The 15,090-nt window shown below is 46.3% G+C and carries 10 protein-coding genes and 2 pseudogenes; 7 read left to right on the forward strand and 5 right to left on the reverse strand.

The window, feature by feature from the left end:
- The first annotated feature begins 7 nt into the window (after positions 1–7).
- The 6 genes and pseudogenes from L5L91_RS02130 (at position 8) to L5L91_RS02160 (ending at position 6,658) form a co-directional block, all read left to right on the forward strand.
- The gene (locus L5L91_RS02130; protein ID WP_219250208.1) at positions 8–385 is read left to right on the forward strand and encodes a DP-EP family protein; all 378 of its coding nucleotides are present in this window, start codon (positions 8–10) and stop codon (positions 383–385) included.
- Between the two features lie 583 nt (positions 386–968).
- Positions 969–1,997, forward strand: a complete 1,029-nt coding sequence (locus L5L91_RS02140; RefSeq protein WP_105249692.1) for a diguanylate cyclase — start codon at positions 969–971, stop codon at positions 1,995–1,997.
- A gap of 177 nt (positions 1,998–2,174) precedes the next feature.
- Complete coding sequence (locus L5L91_RS02145) at positions 2,175–4,769, forward strand: FAD-binding protein (protein WP_263235571.1); 2,595 nt, start codon at positions 2,175–2,177, stop codon at positions 4,767–4,769.
- A gap of 106 nt (positions 4,770–4,875) precedes the next feature.
- A pseudogene (locus L5L91_RS02150) lies at positions 4,876–5,082 on the forward strand (EamA family transporter); the annotation flags it as partial.
- Between the two features lie 264 nt (positions 5,083–5,346).
- Positions 5,347–6,015: pseudogene (locus L5L91_RS02155) on the forward strand (DMT family transporter); the annotation flags it as partial.
- Positions 6,016–6,133: 118 nt separating this feature from the next.
- Positions 6,134–6,658: a lipocalin family protein gene (locus L5L91_RS02160; RefSeq protein WP_263235574.1), complete on the forward strand. Its 525-nt coding sequence runs from the start codon at positions 6,134–6,136 to the stop codon at positions 6,656–6,658.
- Positions 6,659–6,832: 174 nt separating this feature from the next.
- On the opposite strand, the gene L5L91_RS02165 is transcribed toward L5L91_RS02160, so the two are convergent.
- Together L5L91_RS02165 and L5L91_RS02170 are read right to left on the reverse strand one after the other, a co-directional pair.
- Positions 6,833–8,425 (reverse strand): ABC-F family ATPase, encoded by a 1,593-nt coding sequence (locus L5L91_RS02165; RefSeq protein ID WP_081729050.1) that lies wholly within the window; start codon positions 8,423–8,425, stop codon positions 6,833–6,835.
- A gap of 412 nt (positions 8,426–8,837) precedes the next feature.
- The gene (locus L5L91_RS02170; protein ID WP_263235576.1) at positions 8,838–11,072 is read right to left on the reverse strand and encodes a heavy metal translocating P-type ATPase; all 2,235 of its coding nucleotides are present in this window, start codon (positions 11,070–11,072) and stop codon (positions 8,838–8,840) included.
- 155 nt (positions 11,073–11,227) lie between these two features.
- Between L5L91_RS02170 and L5L91_RS02175 the strand changes: the two genes are divergently transcribed.
- Positions 11,228–11,689 (forward strand): Cu(I)-responsive transcriptional regulator, encoded by a 462-nt coding sequence (locus L5L91_RS02175; protein WP_212600051.1) that lies wholly within the window; start codon positions 11,228–11,230, stop codon positions 11,687–11,689.
- A 33-nt stretch (positions 11,690–11,722) separates the two neighbouring features.
- Here L5L91_RS02175 and L5L91_RS02180 read toward each other — a convergent pair whose 3' ends face one another.
- From L5L91_RS02180 to L5L91_RS02190, 3 genes are all read right to left on the reverse strand, one after another.
- Complete coding sequence (locus L5L91_RS02180) at positions 11,723–13,771, reverse strand: alpha/beta hydrolase family protein (protein ID WP_028760559.1); 2,049 nt, start codon at positions 13,769–13,771, stop codon at positions 11,723–11,725.
- Between the two features lie 78 nt (positions 13,772–13,849).
- Entirely contained in the window at positions 13,850–14,092 is a 243-nt protein-coding gene (locus L5L91_RS02185) for a hypothetical protein (protein WP_263202141.1), read from the reverse strand.
- A gap of 215 nt (positions 14,093–14,307) precedes the next feature.
- Complete coding sequence (locus L5L91_RS02190; protein ID WP_006081032.1) at positions 14,308–15,066, reverse strand: SDR family oxidoreductase; 759 nt, start codon at positions 15,064–15,066, stop codon at positions 14,308–14,310.
- Positions 15,067–15,090: the final 24 nt, after the last annotated feature.

A 15,090-nucleotide genomic window follows, 5' to 3' on the forward strand; every position in this document is an offset into this window, starting at 1 on the left:
AGTTAATATGTTCGCACCACAAGGCTCGGCTCAATTTATTAAAGTCAATGTTAATCTAGAAAATGGCGAACCTGTATTTATTTATACAGATGCTAATGGTGAACAATGCCAAGGGGATGTGACTATCACCCAAGCTGGTACTGTTACCTACTTGCTAAATGATCAAACAGGAAAAGGTTTAAAATTTGTTGGGGTCGGCTTTGTTACCCCATTCGATGACATTGTCGATGCGGTAACCATCAGCAGCGATGGTATGTTAGTACAACTCGTCGATCTAGATAGAACGTCGGGAACTACTAAGTTCCAATTTGTATTGAGCAATACTACTAATACCTTACTGATATTAAGTCCTGATCCAGAAATTATCAATCGTCCTCAAAACTAATCGAAATGCCCAACCTTTAATCGGGCTGGGCAGTTTCTACACCCGAAGAAAAGGGGAAAAGCGGGGACAGCCATGTCTTTTTGTGCTTTGTCCCCTCTTATACTAGCCTTTACATTATCTTGATTGCGTCTGTTTGGAGCAGATGATGACCCCGGCCAGAAGAATGCTTATCGATGCTAATACAACGCCCTTCTATCATGTGATAAATCGCTGTGTCAGAAGGGCTTTTCTGTGCGGTGAGGATAAACTCACAGGCCGCAGTTATGAGCATAGACATGACTGGATTGTCGATAAAATCAAAGCATTATCCACCATCTTTAGACACTAAAATCCTTTGCGCTTGACGCTTAATACCCAAAAATCCACTCATGGGTGCCACTTTTTTAACTTAGCCATGCCCCAAAACCTCGCACGTTTCAGCTAAGCCTGAGAATTTACCGTGAGAAGATTAAATTTAAAACCTTTATAAACAATAGATTAAATCGGAAGGTAAGCAGAAGGTATCTTTTCTTTGCGAAGAATAAAGTCATCATCAGAAAAGCGCTTAGCGCAGATGGCATTAGGTTCACGGAGAATGATAACAATGACAAGCTCACCTAAACTGACACGTTCACAACATCCATTATCACTTGTGGGTGAAGGCAATGGTTCACAGTGTACTGCGCAGCAAGGCTTGGTCGAGCCCGCATTGCCGTTAACCTTCTTCGAACATGCCTCGATTGAAACGATTCAACAGTTTATTCAGCATCTGACTGAACCGGTGATTATCGTCAATGCCCAAGGTTACATTTACTTTAGCAATAGCAAAGGTGCTGACTTACTGACATGCCCGCAGGCCAGTTTGAAGGGACAAGATTGGCGCAACTTTTTGACAGAACACCACCAAGCTCGCTATGACAATTTGCTGAGCAATGATATTAAATTAGGCAAAAATTGCGGCATTCCAGTGCAGCACTCCGCCGAAGAAATCACCCTCATTACCGCCTCAGGCAAAGCAAAAGATGTCGAGCTTTCCATTTCCTACATCCCCAGCCATGAACCTCTGTTTGTGATGATGATGCACGATTTAACGCAGCACAAAGCAGAAAATCAAAAGCTACGTAAATTGGCCGCCACAGATTCACTGACAGGACTGGCGAACCGCCGATATTTTGATGAAATGCTGCATCACTATTGGGAAGAATGCACAGGTAAGCTGCGCCCGATCAGCGTGGTGATTATCGATGTGGATTACTTCAAAGTGTTCAACGACCAATTCGGCCATATCCAAGGGGACGAATGCCTACGTAAGATTGCCAAAGTGATTGCTGACATAGTACCGATAGAAATTGGACTAGCAGCGCGTTACGGCGGCGAAGAATTCGCGCTAATTCTACCAAGCCACAATGCCAAAATGGCACTAACGATTGCCCAAAAAGTGCAGCAAGGGATTAATGACCTGCGCTTTACCGAGCAAGGGCTGCGCGATTATGTCTCTGTGAGTGCGAGCCAAGGGATTGCGAGCGAAATCAATGGCCAGTTCCGTACCTCACTCGCCATGCTGTGCGCCGCCGATACCGCATTGTACCGCGCCAAAGCCGATGGCCGTGACAGGATCAATACATCGCTTTAATCCCCATTAATTGGCGACTTGTTTGCCCGCAACTGATTGACCCAAAACTGATTGACCCAAAACATAGTTACCCGCGGCTTAGTTATCCGCGATGGATCAACAACGGGATTAATGACCTCAGTAGGCGCTTTAGCGCATTGAGGAAAACACGCAAAGCACACGAAAGGACTCATGAATATGGACAAGCTTGAGGCATCAAGAAATATACGGGCAGTGATTGAAAAAAGCTTACCCGTGAGCACGTCACCCCTTGCCATATTCACTTACCAGTGTTGGTTGAAAACCAGCGCAGGTGGGCGTGTGTTCCATTATAAAACCGATCGAGAAGATACCTATTTCGCGGTGGATATTAATTCACTTGGGCATATTGAATGCGTGATTAATACCACCTTACTGCGGGTTGAAGCAATATCAACCTTAGGTGGACTCAACGATGGTCAGTGGCACTTATTGTCTATCTGCCATGAATACCATGAAATCAGTTGTTATGTGGATGGTGAAATTACCCATACACAACTCAATAACCTGTCACTGGTTGCCGACAATGAGTTTTTAATTGAAAACGTGTCTTTACCGAATCATCGCGATACACATTTCGATGGTGAAATATTTGGCATCACCTTGCTTAATCGATTATTAACCCGAACTGAAATCGTTGACTATTACCGTAATCCAGCGCAACAAAGATCGATTAGCGAAAATAACCTTTACATTTACCAGCATCAAGATGCACATAATATTCGTGGTGAAAACTTTATCCCACTTAAAAGACAAAAAGTGCTGCTGGTCATATTTAATGACACTGAATATCAATTCATAAAAACCACTACGGATAGCAACACTTATAATCAACAACTGCCTAAGATTATTCCCCCCCACGAACGCCGAGCCTATATTATTGAATGTAACTATAACACTTGGCCTAATTTTAGTTATTTAGTTAATTACACGGCGAGTAATCAAGCGGATATTACACTCAATGTTGAAGTGTTTAAATCGCTGACAGCCTATCGCTCTAATATTAAAGTCACCGTTGCAAATGAACTCGAACGGGATTGTCTGATTATTCAATCGACCGAAGAAGAATTAAGTGCTGAAGTGCGTATTAGTGAAAACTTAGTGATCACTCAAGCCAAAAACTTTGTTAATTTCATCAATGAAGTTAGCGCACACATTCCGGCCGATAATATTATTACCGGTGGCCATTATTATAGTGAGCAGCAACTCTCGGTCAGCACAGGTAAGCAAATGATTGCCTATCAACAGGCTTGCCAACTGTTCAACCGCAGGTTACAAAAAAAGCCACTGGCGATCATCAAATGCACGTCAACTGAAGAAGTCAAAATCGCCTATAAAGCGGCCATTGATTATAACTTGCCGATCAGCGTGCGCTCGGGTGGGAATGATCACGAAGGTGAAAGCACTGAAACGAATACCGTAGTGTTAGATCTGCTGAAGATGGATAGCCTCACTTTAGATCCCATCACAGGTATTGCGGCCATAGGCCCAGGCAATCGCTTTATCAATCTCACCACAGCGCTTGCCAAACAAGGCGTGATGATCCCCCATAGCACCTGTGGCAGTGTTGCCATAGCGGGATTTATTATGGGCGGCGGCTCAGGACCTTGGACCCGCAAACACGGCATGTGCTGCGAATCCCTATTACAGGCAGAAATCGTCCTCGGCATTGGTGAAACTCAAGTCGTCTCTGTTGCCAATAAACCTGAGTTACTCTGGGCGCTTAAGGGTGGTGGTGGGTTAAGTTATGGCATTGTGACCCGCTTTTTTGTGCAAACCTTTCCACTACCGCCTTGCCTTATCAAGTTTGAATTAGAATGGAATTGCTACGATAAACAAACCCATGAACTTATTGAGCACACCCCAACTAAAGACATTTTACAGCGCTGGGAAGCCATCATAAATGCCGACAGCACTGGCTGTTTGATTGGCACTAATCTCAAGATTAATGCCAAACATTTACCCGTAGAACAACACAAAACACTCGACATAGACACTGACTCAATTACGCATAACTGCTTGATGTATGGTTTTTGGGAGGGCAATTCCGCCAGCCTAAACCACTTTATCCAGACACAATTTAATGAATTTGGCCTAGTCCCCAATGATATTCGCATCGAGGGTATGGGCGGACTCACCAAAGCCTACGGTGAAAACCTAATGCCCAGTTGGGAAAGGGAATCTTTTCATCATCTGCAAGCTGACTTACAAGGCATAAGCCGCTCACCTAATCCAGCGGATGTAGATGAACCCGCGCCCCATAAAGTCACCTCGCGCTTAGTGAATCAAACGGGCCTGAGGGACGGTTATAAGCCACTGCTTGAAAGCTTAACCTCTCGCTATGTGCTTGAAGGCAATCGTCAATTGGGGCTATTTACCTATGTTACCCTTGGCGCCATTGCAGGTGATTATTATCGCACTATGGGCGAAGAGCAAAAGAGTCGCAGCGCCTTCCCCTACAAGGACAGACAATACACGATTCAATATCAAACTTGGTGGAATAACGCCCTGCAAGAGAAACAACAATTGCAGGATAGCCAAGTGGTTACCCGCATTAATCGTGCACTCGATTGGATTGATGCCAGCCGAAATAATGACATCCCCAACACCTCGGGCGCTTTTATCAGTTTCAAAGATAAGGCCATCCCTACAGATGTGTACTTTGACCACAATTACGCTGCGTTAAAACGGATTAAGGCGGCCTACAGCCAAGATAGCTTTAACCATTTCCGCTCACGTAAAAGCATTATCTAAGTTAATACATCGGCATAGCCTAGGGTGAGTTTTTAAGGCAAAATCGACGCCGTCCACAGGACGGTGTCGCCCCTTAACTCTCTGTTCACTCTGTTGTAGGTTATCTATGCCAAGCTCAACTTTAGCTATCATTTTTGCCCTATTGGCGGCCATTCTTATGGGTACAATCGGTGTATTAGCGCGCTTTGCCGCCCTGCCCGCCGAACACATTACCTTCTACCGCTTACTGCTCGGTACCCTATTTCTATTGGCTTATATGCTGCTCACAGGTAAAGGCCATCAGATTCGCCATAAACCCAGCAAACGCAACTTATACCCAAACAACCTCAAGATGCAGGATTCAGCGGAAATTTAACGCACTTTAGGCAAGGCGGTTATTTGCGGACCTAGTGGACTAAGTTAAAAATAACCAACACAGCATAAAGTGCGTTAAAAACCGCCGGGACGGAGCGCCTAGGGCACTCCACTTCCGTGTTGCATCAATTCAAAAGGTAGCCGACATTCTGTCATTGATGCGCCTTGAATTGAAGCACCCTAGGCGCTCTGAAACTCGTATCTTGAGGTAGCTTGGGTATATAACGGCGCTATGCTCGCGGGTTTTATGGCGTTTTACATTGAAGCCATTCAGTACACCCAAATGGCCAATGTGATCATGATTATTTACTTAGCCCCTGTGGTGTCGGCTATTTTCGCCCATTATTTCTTTGCCGAGAAACTCACCCGCTTAAGCATGGCAAGCGTGGTAGTCGCGCTGATGGGCTTTATGTTAATGATCCCAACAGGGCCGCAGCAAGCGAGCAATCACACTGAATTATTAGGCTATTTTTATTCCCTACTCGCCTTATTAACCTACAGTGGGTTTATGTTAATCAACCGAAAACTGAGCCTGAGTTCGCCCTATCAAAGCACTTTAGTGCAGCTTTGTGTCGGCGCTTTGTGCCTACTGCCCTTAGTGATAAATGCACCGCTGACGCCAAGTTTGCCGCAAATGGGCTGGTTAATTGCGATTGGATTCTTCCCCGGATTTTTAGCTATTTTGCTGGCGGTAAAAGCCCTACGCCAATTGCCAGCAGTCACCTTTGGCACCCTCGCCTATGCGGAACCGGTTATCGTAGTGACGCTAGCATGGTGGATATTTGGTGAAACCTTGAGTCCCATGCAATTAAGCGGTGTCGGCTTGATTATTCTGGCCGGCATTAGCCAAGGCTTTATCAGTCAGCGCAAAGTATTGATTACGAGCGAGTAACCAACAACCTTTGCCAAGTAGCTGAAATAATGTGAAGAAAATAGTGTAAGCTCGATAGCGGATTGATTGAACATTGCACTTAAGACGTGCGACTAAGACTTAAGATCAGGAGGTCAAATTGAGAAAGCTACTGTTAGTCATCAGTATATTTTTGCTCAGCGGTTGTTTAGGCATGCCTAAATTGGTTCAACCCGTTAATGATTTTGAGCTGAATAAATACTTAGGTAAATGGTACGAAATTGCACGATTAGATCATTCATTCGAAAGAGGCTTAAGCCAAGTTAGCGCAGAATACAGCCTGAAAGAGGATGGTGGTGTTATGGTCATTAACCGTGGATTTTCCGCGGCTAAAAATGAATGGAAAGAAGCCGAAGGTAAGGCCTATTTTGTGAATGGGGACTCAGAAGGCTATTTGAAAGTCTCCTTCTTTGGGCCATTTTATGGATCGTATGTGGTCTTCGAATTAGATCATGAAAACTATCAATACGCTTTTATATCGGGACCCGACACAGGTTATTTGTGGCTATTGGCTAAAACCCCGACTGTGCCACCCGAGGTGTTGCAAAAGTTTGTTGAAATGTCTAAAGCACGCGGCTTTGATACCGACAATTTGATTTATGTGCAGCAAGAGTCAGCGCCCTAACGAGTGCCGCCAATCCGCTAAAATCGAGTGCGCGAAAAGCTAATCGCTAGAGAAAACGACAGCCAATGGATACAAAAACGCCGCAATGAATCGCGGCGTTTTTATTGATGCTGCATTTAGCTGCACTGTATTTAAATGCATGTATTTACACATGCAGCGAAATAACAAATAGCGTTAGACTTCAATGCCTTTGCTGGCAAGGAACTCATCGTAAGTGCCTCTGAAATCATTCACGCCTGAGTGAGTGACTTCAAGGATACGGTTTGCCAGAGACGATACGAATGCACGGTCATGACTCACGAAAATCAAGGTCCCTTCGTACATTTCCAGCGCGTTGTTCAGTGATTCAATCGATTCCATATCCATGTGGTTGGTCGGTTCGTCGAGCACTAAAATGTTGGCTTTTTGCATGATGAGCTTGCCGAATAACATGCGACCTTTCTCACCACCAGACAGCACTTTGACTGACTTTTTAATGTCGTCAGAGCCAAATAACATACGGCCTAAGATGCCACGTACCGATTGGTCGTCATCTTCTGGCTTGCGCCATTGGCTCATCCACTCGAACAAGGTCATTTCGTTAGCGAAATCAGACTCATGGTCCTGTGCATAATAACCAATGTTAGCGTTTTCAGACCATTGGATAGTACCTGCATCCTGCGGGATGTCATGGATCAGGGTACGTAACAGGGTTGTTTTACCGACGCCGTTTTCACCCAATACCGCAATGCGCTCGCCCACTTCAACAATTAAGTTTAAGTCTTTGAATAACGGAGTGTCGTAGCCTTTCGTTAGGTTTTCAATCACTAAGGCATTACGGAACAATTTCTTCTCTTGCTCGAAACGAATGAAGGGGTTCACACGGCTAGAGGCTTTTACTTCATCTAACTTAATCTTGTCGATTTGACGGGCACGAGATGTGGCTTGTTTCGCCTTAGAGGCGTTAGCCGAGAAGCGTGCTACGAAGGTTTGCAGCTCAGAGATCTGAGCTTTTTTCTTCGCATTATCAGACAATAAACGCTCGCGAGCTTGAGTCGCTGCTTGCATGTATTCGTCGTAGTTACCTGGGTAAACGCGCAATTCGCCGTAGTCTAAGTCAGCCATGTGAGTACAGACTGAGTTTAAGAAATATCTATCATGGGAAATGATAACCATAGTACTGCTACGTTGGTTCAACATGTCTTGTAACCAACGGATTGTGTCGATGTCCAAGTTGTTGGTAGGTTCGTCAAGCAGCAGCACGTCTGGATCAGAGAACAGGGCTTGCGCTAACAATACACGCAGTTTTAAACCCGGTGCGATTTCAGACATCAAACCAAAATGGCTTTCAATACCGATACCTACACCTAACAGTAATTCGCCAGCACGAGATTCGGCGGTATAACCGTCCATCTCAGCAAAATCCATCTCTAGGTTGGCGACGGTAATGCCATCTTCTTCACTCATTTCGGGTAAAGAATAAATACGGTCACGTTCTTGCTTTACCTTCCACAGTTCGCGGTGGCCCATGATCACGGTATCGATCAGGTTGAATTCCTCATAACCGAACTGGTTCTGGCTTAATTTACCCAGACGCTCATTCACATCTAACGAGACGTTACCGCTGCTAGGGTCTAGATCACCACACAGGATCTTCATGAAGGTCGATTTACCACAGCCATTCGCGCCGATAAGACCGTAACGGTTACCACCGCCAAATTTAACTGAGATGTTTTCAAACAGTGGCTTAGCGCCGAACTGCATGGTGATATTTGCTGTTGTGATCAAAATGAACTTCCAAATCGAGTAATGTTGGCCGAGCCCGCTGGCGCCGCTTTAAATAAGCATAAACCAAATAACGCTATGCCGAAGGGGTAAAAATAAACGTGGCACTATAGCAGTTTGGGCTAAATTATCAACTAAAAAGGCGGCTAGAAAGCCAGAGGGAATGCCGAAATCGCCGCACTATGCCTGTATGAGAAGCGTAATTAATTTTACCCTATTGGCTTAGCTTTCAATGTATTCGAGCAGAATGACAATCTGATAACCCTTAGCGTCGTAAAGCTTGGCGATGCTAAGGGACTATCTGTTTAGGGACTATCTGCTAAGGACTTATGTGGTAAGTGTTAATGTGGACATAGCCCAGAGTTAGCTCAAGATACCCGTTTCAACATTTTAAGTTAGCTTAGGTATCGACAACTTATAACTTCTGTCGTCTTAAGCGGTTGGCGTTCGTGACGACAGTCAGTGAAGACAAAGCCATGGCTGCACCCGCAATCACAGGGCTTAATAACATGCCCGTAAGTGGATAAAGCACGCCCGCCGCAACAGGAATACCCAAACTGTTATACACAAAGGCGCCGAACAGATTCTGCTTAATATTGGTAATCGTCGCCCGCGACAATGCCAATAAGTTAGCAATCACTATCAATTGCTGCGACAGCAAGGTGATATCCGCACTTTCAATCGCCACCTCAGTGCCCGATCCCATCGCGATCCCAACATCGGCGCTCATCAGAGCTGGCGCATCATTAATGCCATCCCCAACCATAGCCACCACATGCCCTAGCTTTTGCAAATCCAGCACATGCTGTTGTTTTTGCTCGGGCAGTACGCCGGCAATCACTTCGGTGATGCCAACTTGGTCGGCCACCGCCTGCGCCGTTTGTGGGTTATCCCCCGTTAACAACACCACGCGAATACCCCTTTGCAGCATGGCCGCGATGGCTTCTTTGGCATCGGGTTTAATCGGATCAGCCAGCGCGATAGTGGCCACTAACTTGCCCGCTTTAGCGATATAAATTGGGGTTTTACCTTGGTTCGCAAAACTTAATGTCGCGTTAGGATCTAAGGCACTGCCATCGGAATTGACAATATTCAATGCCGTCATCAAGGCGAGATTACCTATCGCCAGCGATACGCCATCGACCTTGCCCTCAATCCCCTTACCTTGATGGTTCGTAAACGCCTGTGTATCGGGCAATTGAGTCAGTGATTCCTTGGCATAACTGACAATCGCCCCCGCTAACGGATGCTCAGAGTGCTGCTCAAGGCTTGCAATTTCGCCCAGCAAGGTTTCTTTGTCGGCATCACTCAGTGTTTGTACTAATACAAAGTCAGTGACTTGCGGCTTACCTAAGGTGACAGTGCCGGTTTTATCCAGCACCACACAATCAACTTTACTGGCGGTTTGCAACGCTTCGCCATTTTTGACTAACACGCCCATTTGGGCGGCGCGGCCCACAGCCACCATGATAGACATAGGCGTAGCCAGCCCCAACGCACAGGGACAAGCTATGATGAGCACACTCGTCAGCACCACTAACGCATGGCTTAAGGCGGGCGCTGGACCTGCAAAATACCAAATAGCCGCCGCCAGTAGTGCTATCGCCACCACAGTAGGGACAAATACCGCGGAGATCTTATCGGCCAATCGACCTATGGGTAATTTTGACGTTTGTGCCTGTTGCACCAATGCAATGATTTTGGCGAGCTTAGTATCTTGTTGTCCCGCCGTCACTCGGTAAACTAGGCTGCCATTGCCGTTGACTGTGCCCGCACTCACACTGTCGCCGCGATTTTTAAGCACGGGAATAGGCTCACCTGTGAGCATGGCTTCATCAAGTAGGGATTGTCCTGTTTCGACCTCACCATCAAGGGCAACTCGGTCACCGGGGCGCAAACGCAGCTTATCGCCCAGTTTCAACTGACTTATCTCAACCTTTTCATCACCCTTATCCGTAATACGAATCGCAGTAGTGGATTGCAACCCGAGCAGTCGCTGCACCGCTTCGCTGGTTTTGCCCCGCGCTTTGAGTTCGAGTCCATGACCTAAGTTAATCAAACCTAGAATCATCACACTCGCCTCAAAGTACACATGGCGGGTATCCATAGGGAATGCGCTGGGCATAATGACCACCAGCATGGAATAGGCCCATGCGGTACTGGTGCCCAGCACAATCAGCGTATCCATGTTAGTGGTTTTGGCTTTTAGCGCCCGCCACATGCCTTGATAGAAATGTCTGCCTGTGGTGATGAGTAAAGCCAAAGTGACCAGTCCCATGATGCCCCAGCCTAACTGCAGGTTTGGGCTGTTGATCATCATTTCACCGCCCAGTAATCCCCACAGCATCATGGGAACACCCACAACGAGCGCAGCTATAGCTTGGCGCATCCGCAGTCGATACTCGGCGGCATCTTCAAGGCGTTTTTCTTCGGCGGCGACTTTAGCATCAATAACGACCTGCGCCGGATAACCCGCATTTGCCATCACAGCCAAGGCGGTATCAGCGCTCATCTTGCCTTCTACCGTCACTTGCTTATCGGCGAGATTCACACGCGCTTCAACGCCATCTTGGGCAGCAAACGCCTTTTCAATTTTTGCGACGCAGCCAGCGCAATTCATATTGGCGACATAGAGTCTGGTCATAGACATGGGAGATCCCTCACTTGATGTTTCACACTATAGGTCTAAGATAAAGTCTCCCATCACTGGAGAGTCAAGGATGAATTTGCTCAATGTGATCACATCGACAATTAATTGTTAGGCGAAATGGGTGATACCATTCAGTTGGAAAAATAGAGGTCAAAATGAAGATAGGGGAAGTGGCGAAACAAACGGGCTTAAGTGTTAAGAGTATCCGTTATTACCATGATATTGGTTTAGTGTGCGGCGAGCGCAATGAGGCGGGTTATCGAGTTTATCGCCATCAAGATATTGAAGCACTTAAGTTTGTGCATCAATGTCGCGACTTAGGTTTTAGCCTAGAGGATTGCAAATCCTTGCTTGGTCTTAAGGGCAATGAAAGCCGTAATGCCGAGGACGTTAAGCAGCTTACCCAAACGCACCTTGCCTATGTCGAGCAACAAATCAATAAGTTACAGCAGCTTAGGTCGCAATTGCAGCACATGGTGACCCAATGCCAAGGCGGCGATCAGCCCCACTGTGCCATTATCGACAGCCTAAGTCACGAGACTCATGGCAGCCATGAAAATCACAAGAGCCAGCAAAATGCTGGCTCTGAGTGTTGCAGTAAAAGCCAATCGCAATAATGATGGCCAAGTTCAATAACGGTAAATACTGCGTTATTGGCTTCTCACTATGGTTGGCTTTAGCGCCGCGGCGTTATCCAGTACCAGTGTTGCAAGCTTACCCGCAGGGGTAAAGTTAAACACTTGCCCATAAAATGCCAGCTCAGTTTCTAATCCTGCGGCCTTGTGCTCAGGTTTCCAACCGCCGTGGGGTTCATCCTGATAGGCGATATAAGCCGTGGGTACGCCTCTCACTTTTAACGCCTCATAAATCTGCCGCGACTGCTGTGGTGGCACGATTTGGTCACGTAATCCTTGAAAAATTAATAAAGGCTCATTCAATCCTTCAAGGTGATGCAGGGGCGACAGTTCCCTATAGCGGGCTTGATTTTCACCATAGGGGCCGATAAGCAGATCTAAGTAGCCAGTCTCGAATTTATGGGTACTCTTGGCGAGCTGTTCAAAGTCACTGATCCCCGCATAGCTCACCCCCGCTTGAAATACATCATAAAATGCCAAGGACGACATCACAGTTAACCCACCAGCGCTAACACCTCGAATGGCCAGCTTTTGTCCATCAACCCAACCTTTATCAACTAAATACCGGGCCGCATTGACCGCATCTTCCACATCAACTTGGCCCCATTTTCCGTAGATACTTTGACGGTAAGCACGGCCAAAACCACTGCTGCCACGGAAATTAACATCGAGAACCGCAAAACCTCGGCTGGTCCAAAATTGAATATCACTGCGATAAGCCAGACTCGCCCGCGCCGTAGGACCGCCGTGTAACATTACAATCAAGGGCGGACGGGTATCATTAGGCGCAGTATAGTTGGGGTTAACCGGACCATAAAAATAACCGTAAGCTTGCTGGTTAGCACCTGTTTTAAAAGTAATATTTTTAGCACGGGAGATATAATTGGGATTAAGTTTTGGTAAGTTAGGGGTATACACCAACTCAGTACCACGACCGATCACTTTATAAATGCCCTTCTCTGGCGTCGCCTTAGCGCCGACAAAATAAACAGCATCTTCCCCTCGGATCACTTGGGTGATTTCACCAAAGTCGACGGCCAAAGATTCGGTCAGGCCTGAATCTAGATGCAATCGAATTAAAACGGCCTGACTACCAAGCATATAACTGGCAATAATCGTTTTTTCGGATTCAAAGGCATAGTTATGATTGCCTAAATACCAATCAGCCACCGCAAACTCGGCCTTTTTCTTTAGCACTGGGTCTAAGGTATTTTGTGCCGTGACTCTATAGATATTCCACCAATTACTGATATCCGATACGACATACAATTGTCCATCAGGACTAAATAATGGCTGCGACACCGAAGAGTCTGCGGGCGTGTTTACCTTACGAATATTGTGTAATTGCCCTTTACGGTCTAGATCCCCAAGCCAGAGCACGCTATTATCCCATGGCATATAGGGATGTTCCCACGTGATCCACGCCAGTTGGCTGTTATCGGGCGAGATGGCTGGCGAAGAAATAAAGTCATGGCCCGAAACAAAGGTATCGCCTTCACCGGCAAAATTAAGATTAATGGTAACAAGACTCGCCTTAGGCTCACCCGCTTGGCGATGATCTTCGCGCACACAGATAATCCTCGACCCTTTGGGGTAAGCAATACAATCTGCATGACGAGTACCATTTGGCGTTAAAGGCAAAGGGGGTTGATTAGGGGCAAAACGATAAAACAGTTGGTCCTGTGCCTTAGTGGCAAACAGACTCTGACCAATCCCCAAAAAGGCGGCACCACCGTATTCATGAACGGCGGATTTAACATTAAACGCAGGCGGCACTATGTCGGTAATTTTTCCCCGTTGATCGAGGCGTTTAATGCCGACTTGGCCTTGTTTTTCACCATCAGATTCAGAGAAATAAATAGCACCATCAACGCTTTGCAACTCAGCCACATTATCGGCCTGCTCAAAAACTTCAGTCGCCGATAGCGGAGACTGCCAACTACCATAGGGCGCAACTATGCGCGCGCCATTATCACTAAGATGCGGCGTCTCTTTGTTCGAGCGCTCGCAAGCACCTAAACAAAATAAGCCCCCCAGCATCCATAAATATCCATGTAGCTTCATTGTTTCTCCCCAATGTTTGCCAACTGCACAAACCGAAACAAAATATGAACTTGCAGAAATGAGTTATGTGTAAATTAGTTATTTTTTAAATTTTTTTAAGAACCAATTTACCACTTGCACTTGTTGTACTTGCGTTAAACCAAAATAAATACACACCCAAGGTGAGATAAGAAAAAACCATGGGATCACGGCCACAGAGCGGCCACTAAAGAGCAGAAAAAAGAAACCGCAATAAATCACAACCACCCCTAAGATACCCACGATCAACATCATGCGCTTAGTGATTTTCTCAAGCCAGTGGGCTTTTTCCTGCCAAGACATCCGGATTTCAAGCTCCATTACATGTGATCAACATGTTTGTAAAGTTATGTAAAAAAACGGGAGAGCGATTGTTGAAGGTTAACAACTAAATGTCAACTCCAACAGTGAAATCTAAATAAATCCGAAAGCTAGGGCATAAGAACCATTATCTTTATTTACCCTATAAAAAAACCGAGCCTAAGCTCGGTTTTTATGCAAATCAATAAGATATCGCTCTAAAGACGGATACCACCATCGATTTCAAACACACGACCGTTAACATAATCGTTTTCAATAATAAAACGTACGGTAGAAGCTATCTCGTCGGCATGACCAAGGCGTCCTACTGGCACTAGCTTCTCTAAACGCTCCAGCGCCTCAGGTTTCATTGCTGCCGTCATCTCGGTCGCGATCACGCCTGGTGCTACGGCTGCACTACGGATATTGTAACGTGCTAACTCCTTTGCCCAGCCGACAGACATAGCTGCAACACCCGCTTTTGAGGCCGCGTAATTTGATTGACCCATATTACCCGCCTTAGCAAGGCTAGAGATGTTAACAATCACTCCCGCTTGACCGGATTCAATCATGGCCGCTGCCGCTTCACGACCGCAGAGGAAGCTGCCCGTCAAGTTCACATTGATCACAGATTGGAATTGCTCATAAGACATACGGTCGGTGACTTTGCCGTCTTTGGCTTTGACTAACAGGCCATCACGCAGAATGCCGGCGTTGTTCACTAACACGTTCACTTGGCCAAAATCTTCGAGAATATAGGCAAAACCTGCTACGACGTCTTCTTCGTCGGTAATGTCTAAGGCATAACCTTGGACTTCAGTGTCCGATCCAAGCTCAGCACAGGCTCGCTCGAGTTTTTCTTGGTCCACGTCGATAAGCGCTATCTTAGCACCCGCCTGCGCAAAATTTTGCGCCATTGCCAGACCTAAGCCACCCGCGCCGCCAGTAATGACGACAACCTTATCTTTTAAATCCATCTGGTTATCCCTTGTTAACTATGT

Origin of the sequence: Shewanella sp. SM55 (assembly GCF_025654025.1) — a bacterium.
Lineage (GTDB): Bacteria > Pseudomonadota > Gammaproteobacteria > Enterobacterales > Shewanellaceae > Shewanella > Shewanella oncorhynchi.

What these genes read in the sequence shown, in the direction of transcription:
- L5L91_RS02180 (WP_028760559.1), bottom strand. Translation starts at nt 13,771, where the DNA reads ATGAAGCTACATGGATATTTATGGATGCTGGGGGGCTTATTTTGTTTA.
- L5L91_RS02145 (WP_263235571.1), top strand. Translation starts at nt 2,175, where the DNA reads ATGGACAAGCTTGAGGCATCAAGAAATATACGGGCAGTGATTGAAAAA.
- L5L91_RS02170 (WP_263235576.1), bottom strand. Translation starts at nt 11,072, where the DNA reads ATGTCTATGACCAGACTCTATGTCGCCAATATGAATTGCGCTGGCTGC.
- L5L91_RS02185 (WP_263202141.1), bottom strand. Translation starts at nt 14,092, where the DNA reads ATGTCTTGGCAGGAAAAAGCCCACTGGCTTGAGAAAATCACTAAGCGC.
- L5L91_RS02130 (WP_219250208.1), top strand. Translation starts at nt 8, where the DNA reads ATGTTCGCACCACAAGGCTCGGCTCAATTTATTAAAGTCAATGTTAAT.
- L5L91_RS02190 (WP_006081032.1), bottom strand. Translation starts at nt 15,066, where the DNA reads ATGGATTTAAAAGATAAGGTTGTCGTCATTACTGGCGGCGCGGGTGGC.
- L5L91_RS02140 (WP_105249692.1), top strand. Translation starts at nt 969, where the DNA reads ATGACAAGCTCACCTAAACTGACACGTTCACAACATCCATTATCACTT.
- L5L91_RS02175 (WP_212600051.1), top strand. Translation starts at nt 11,228, where the DNA reads ATGAAGATAGGGGAAGTGGCGAAACAAACGGGCTTAAGTGTTAAGAGT.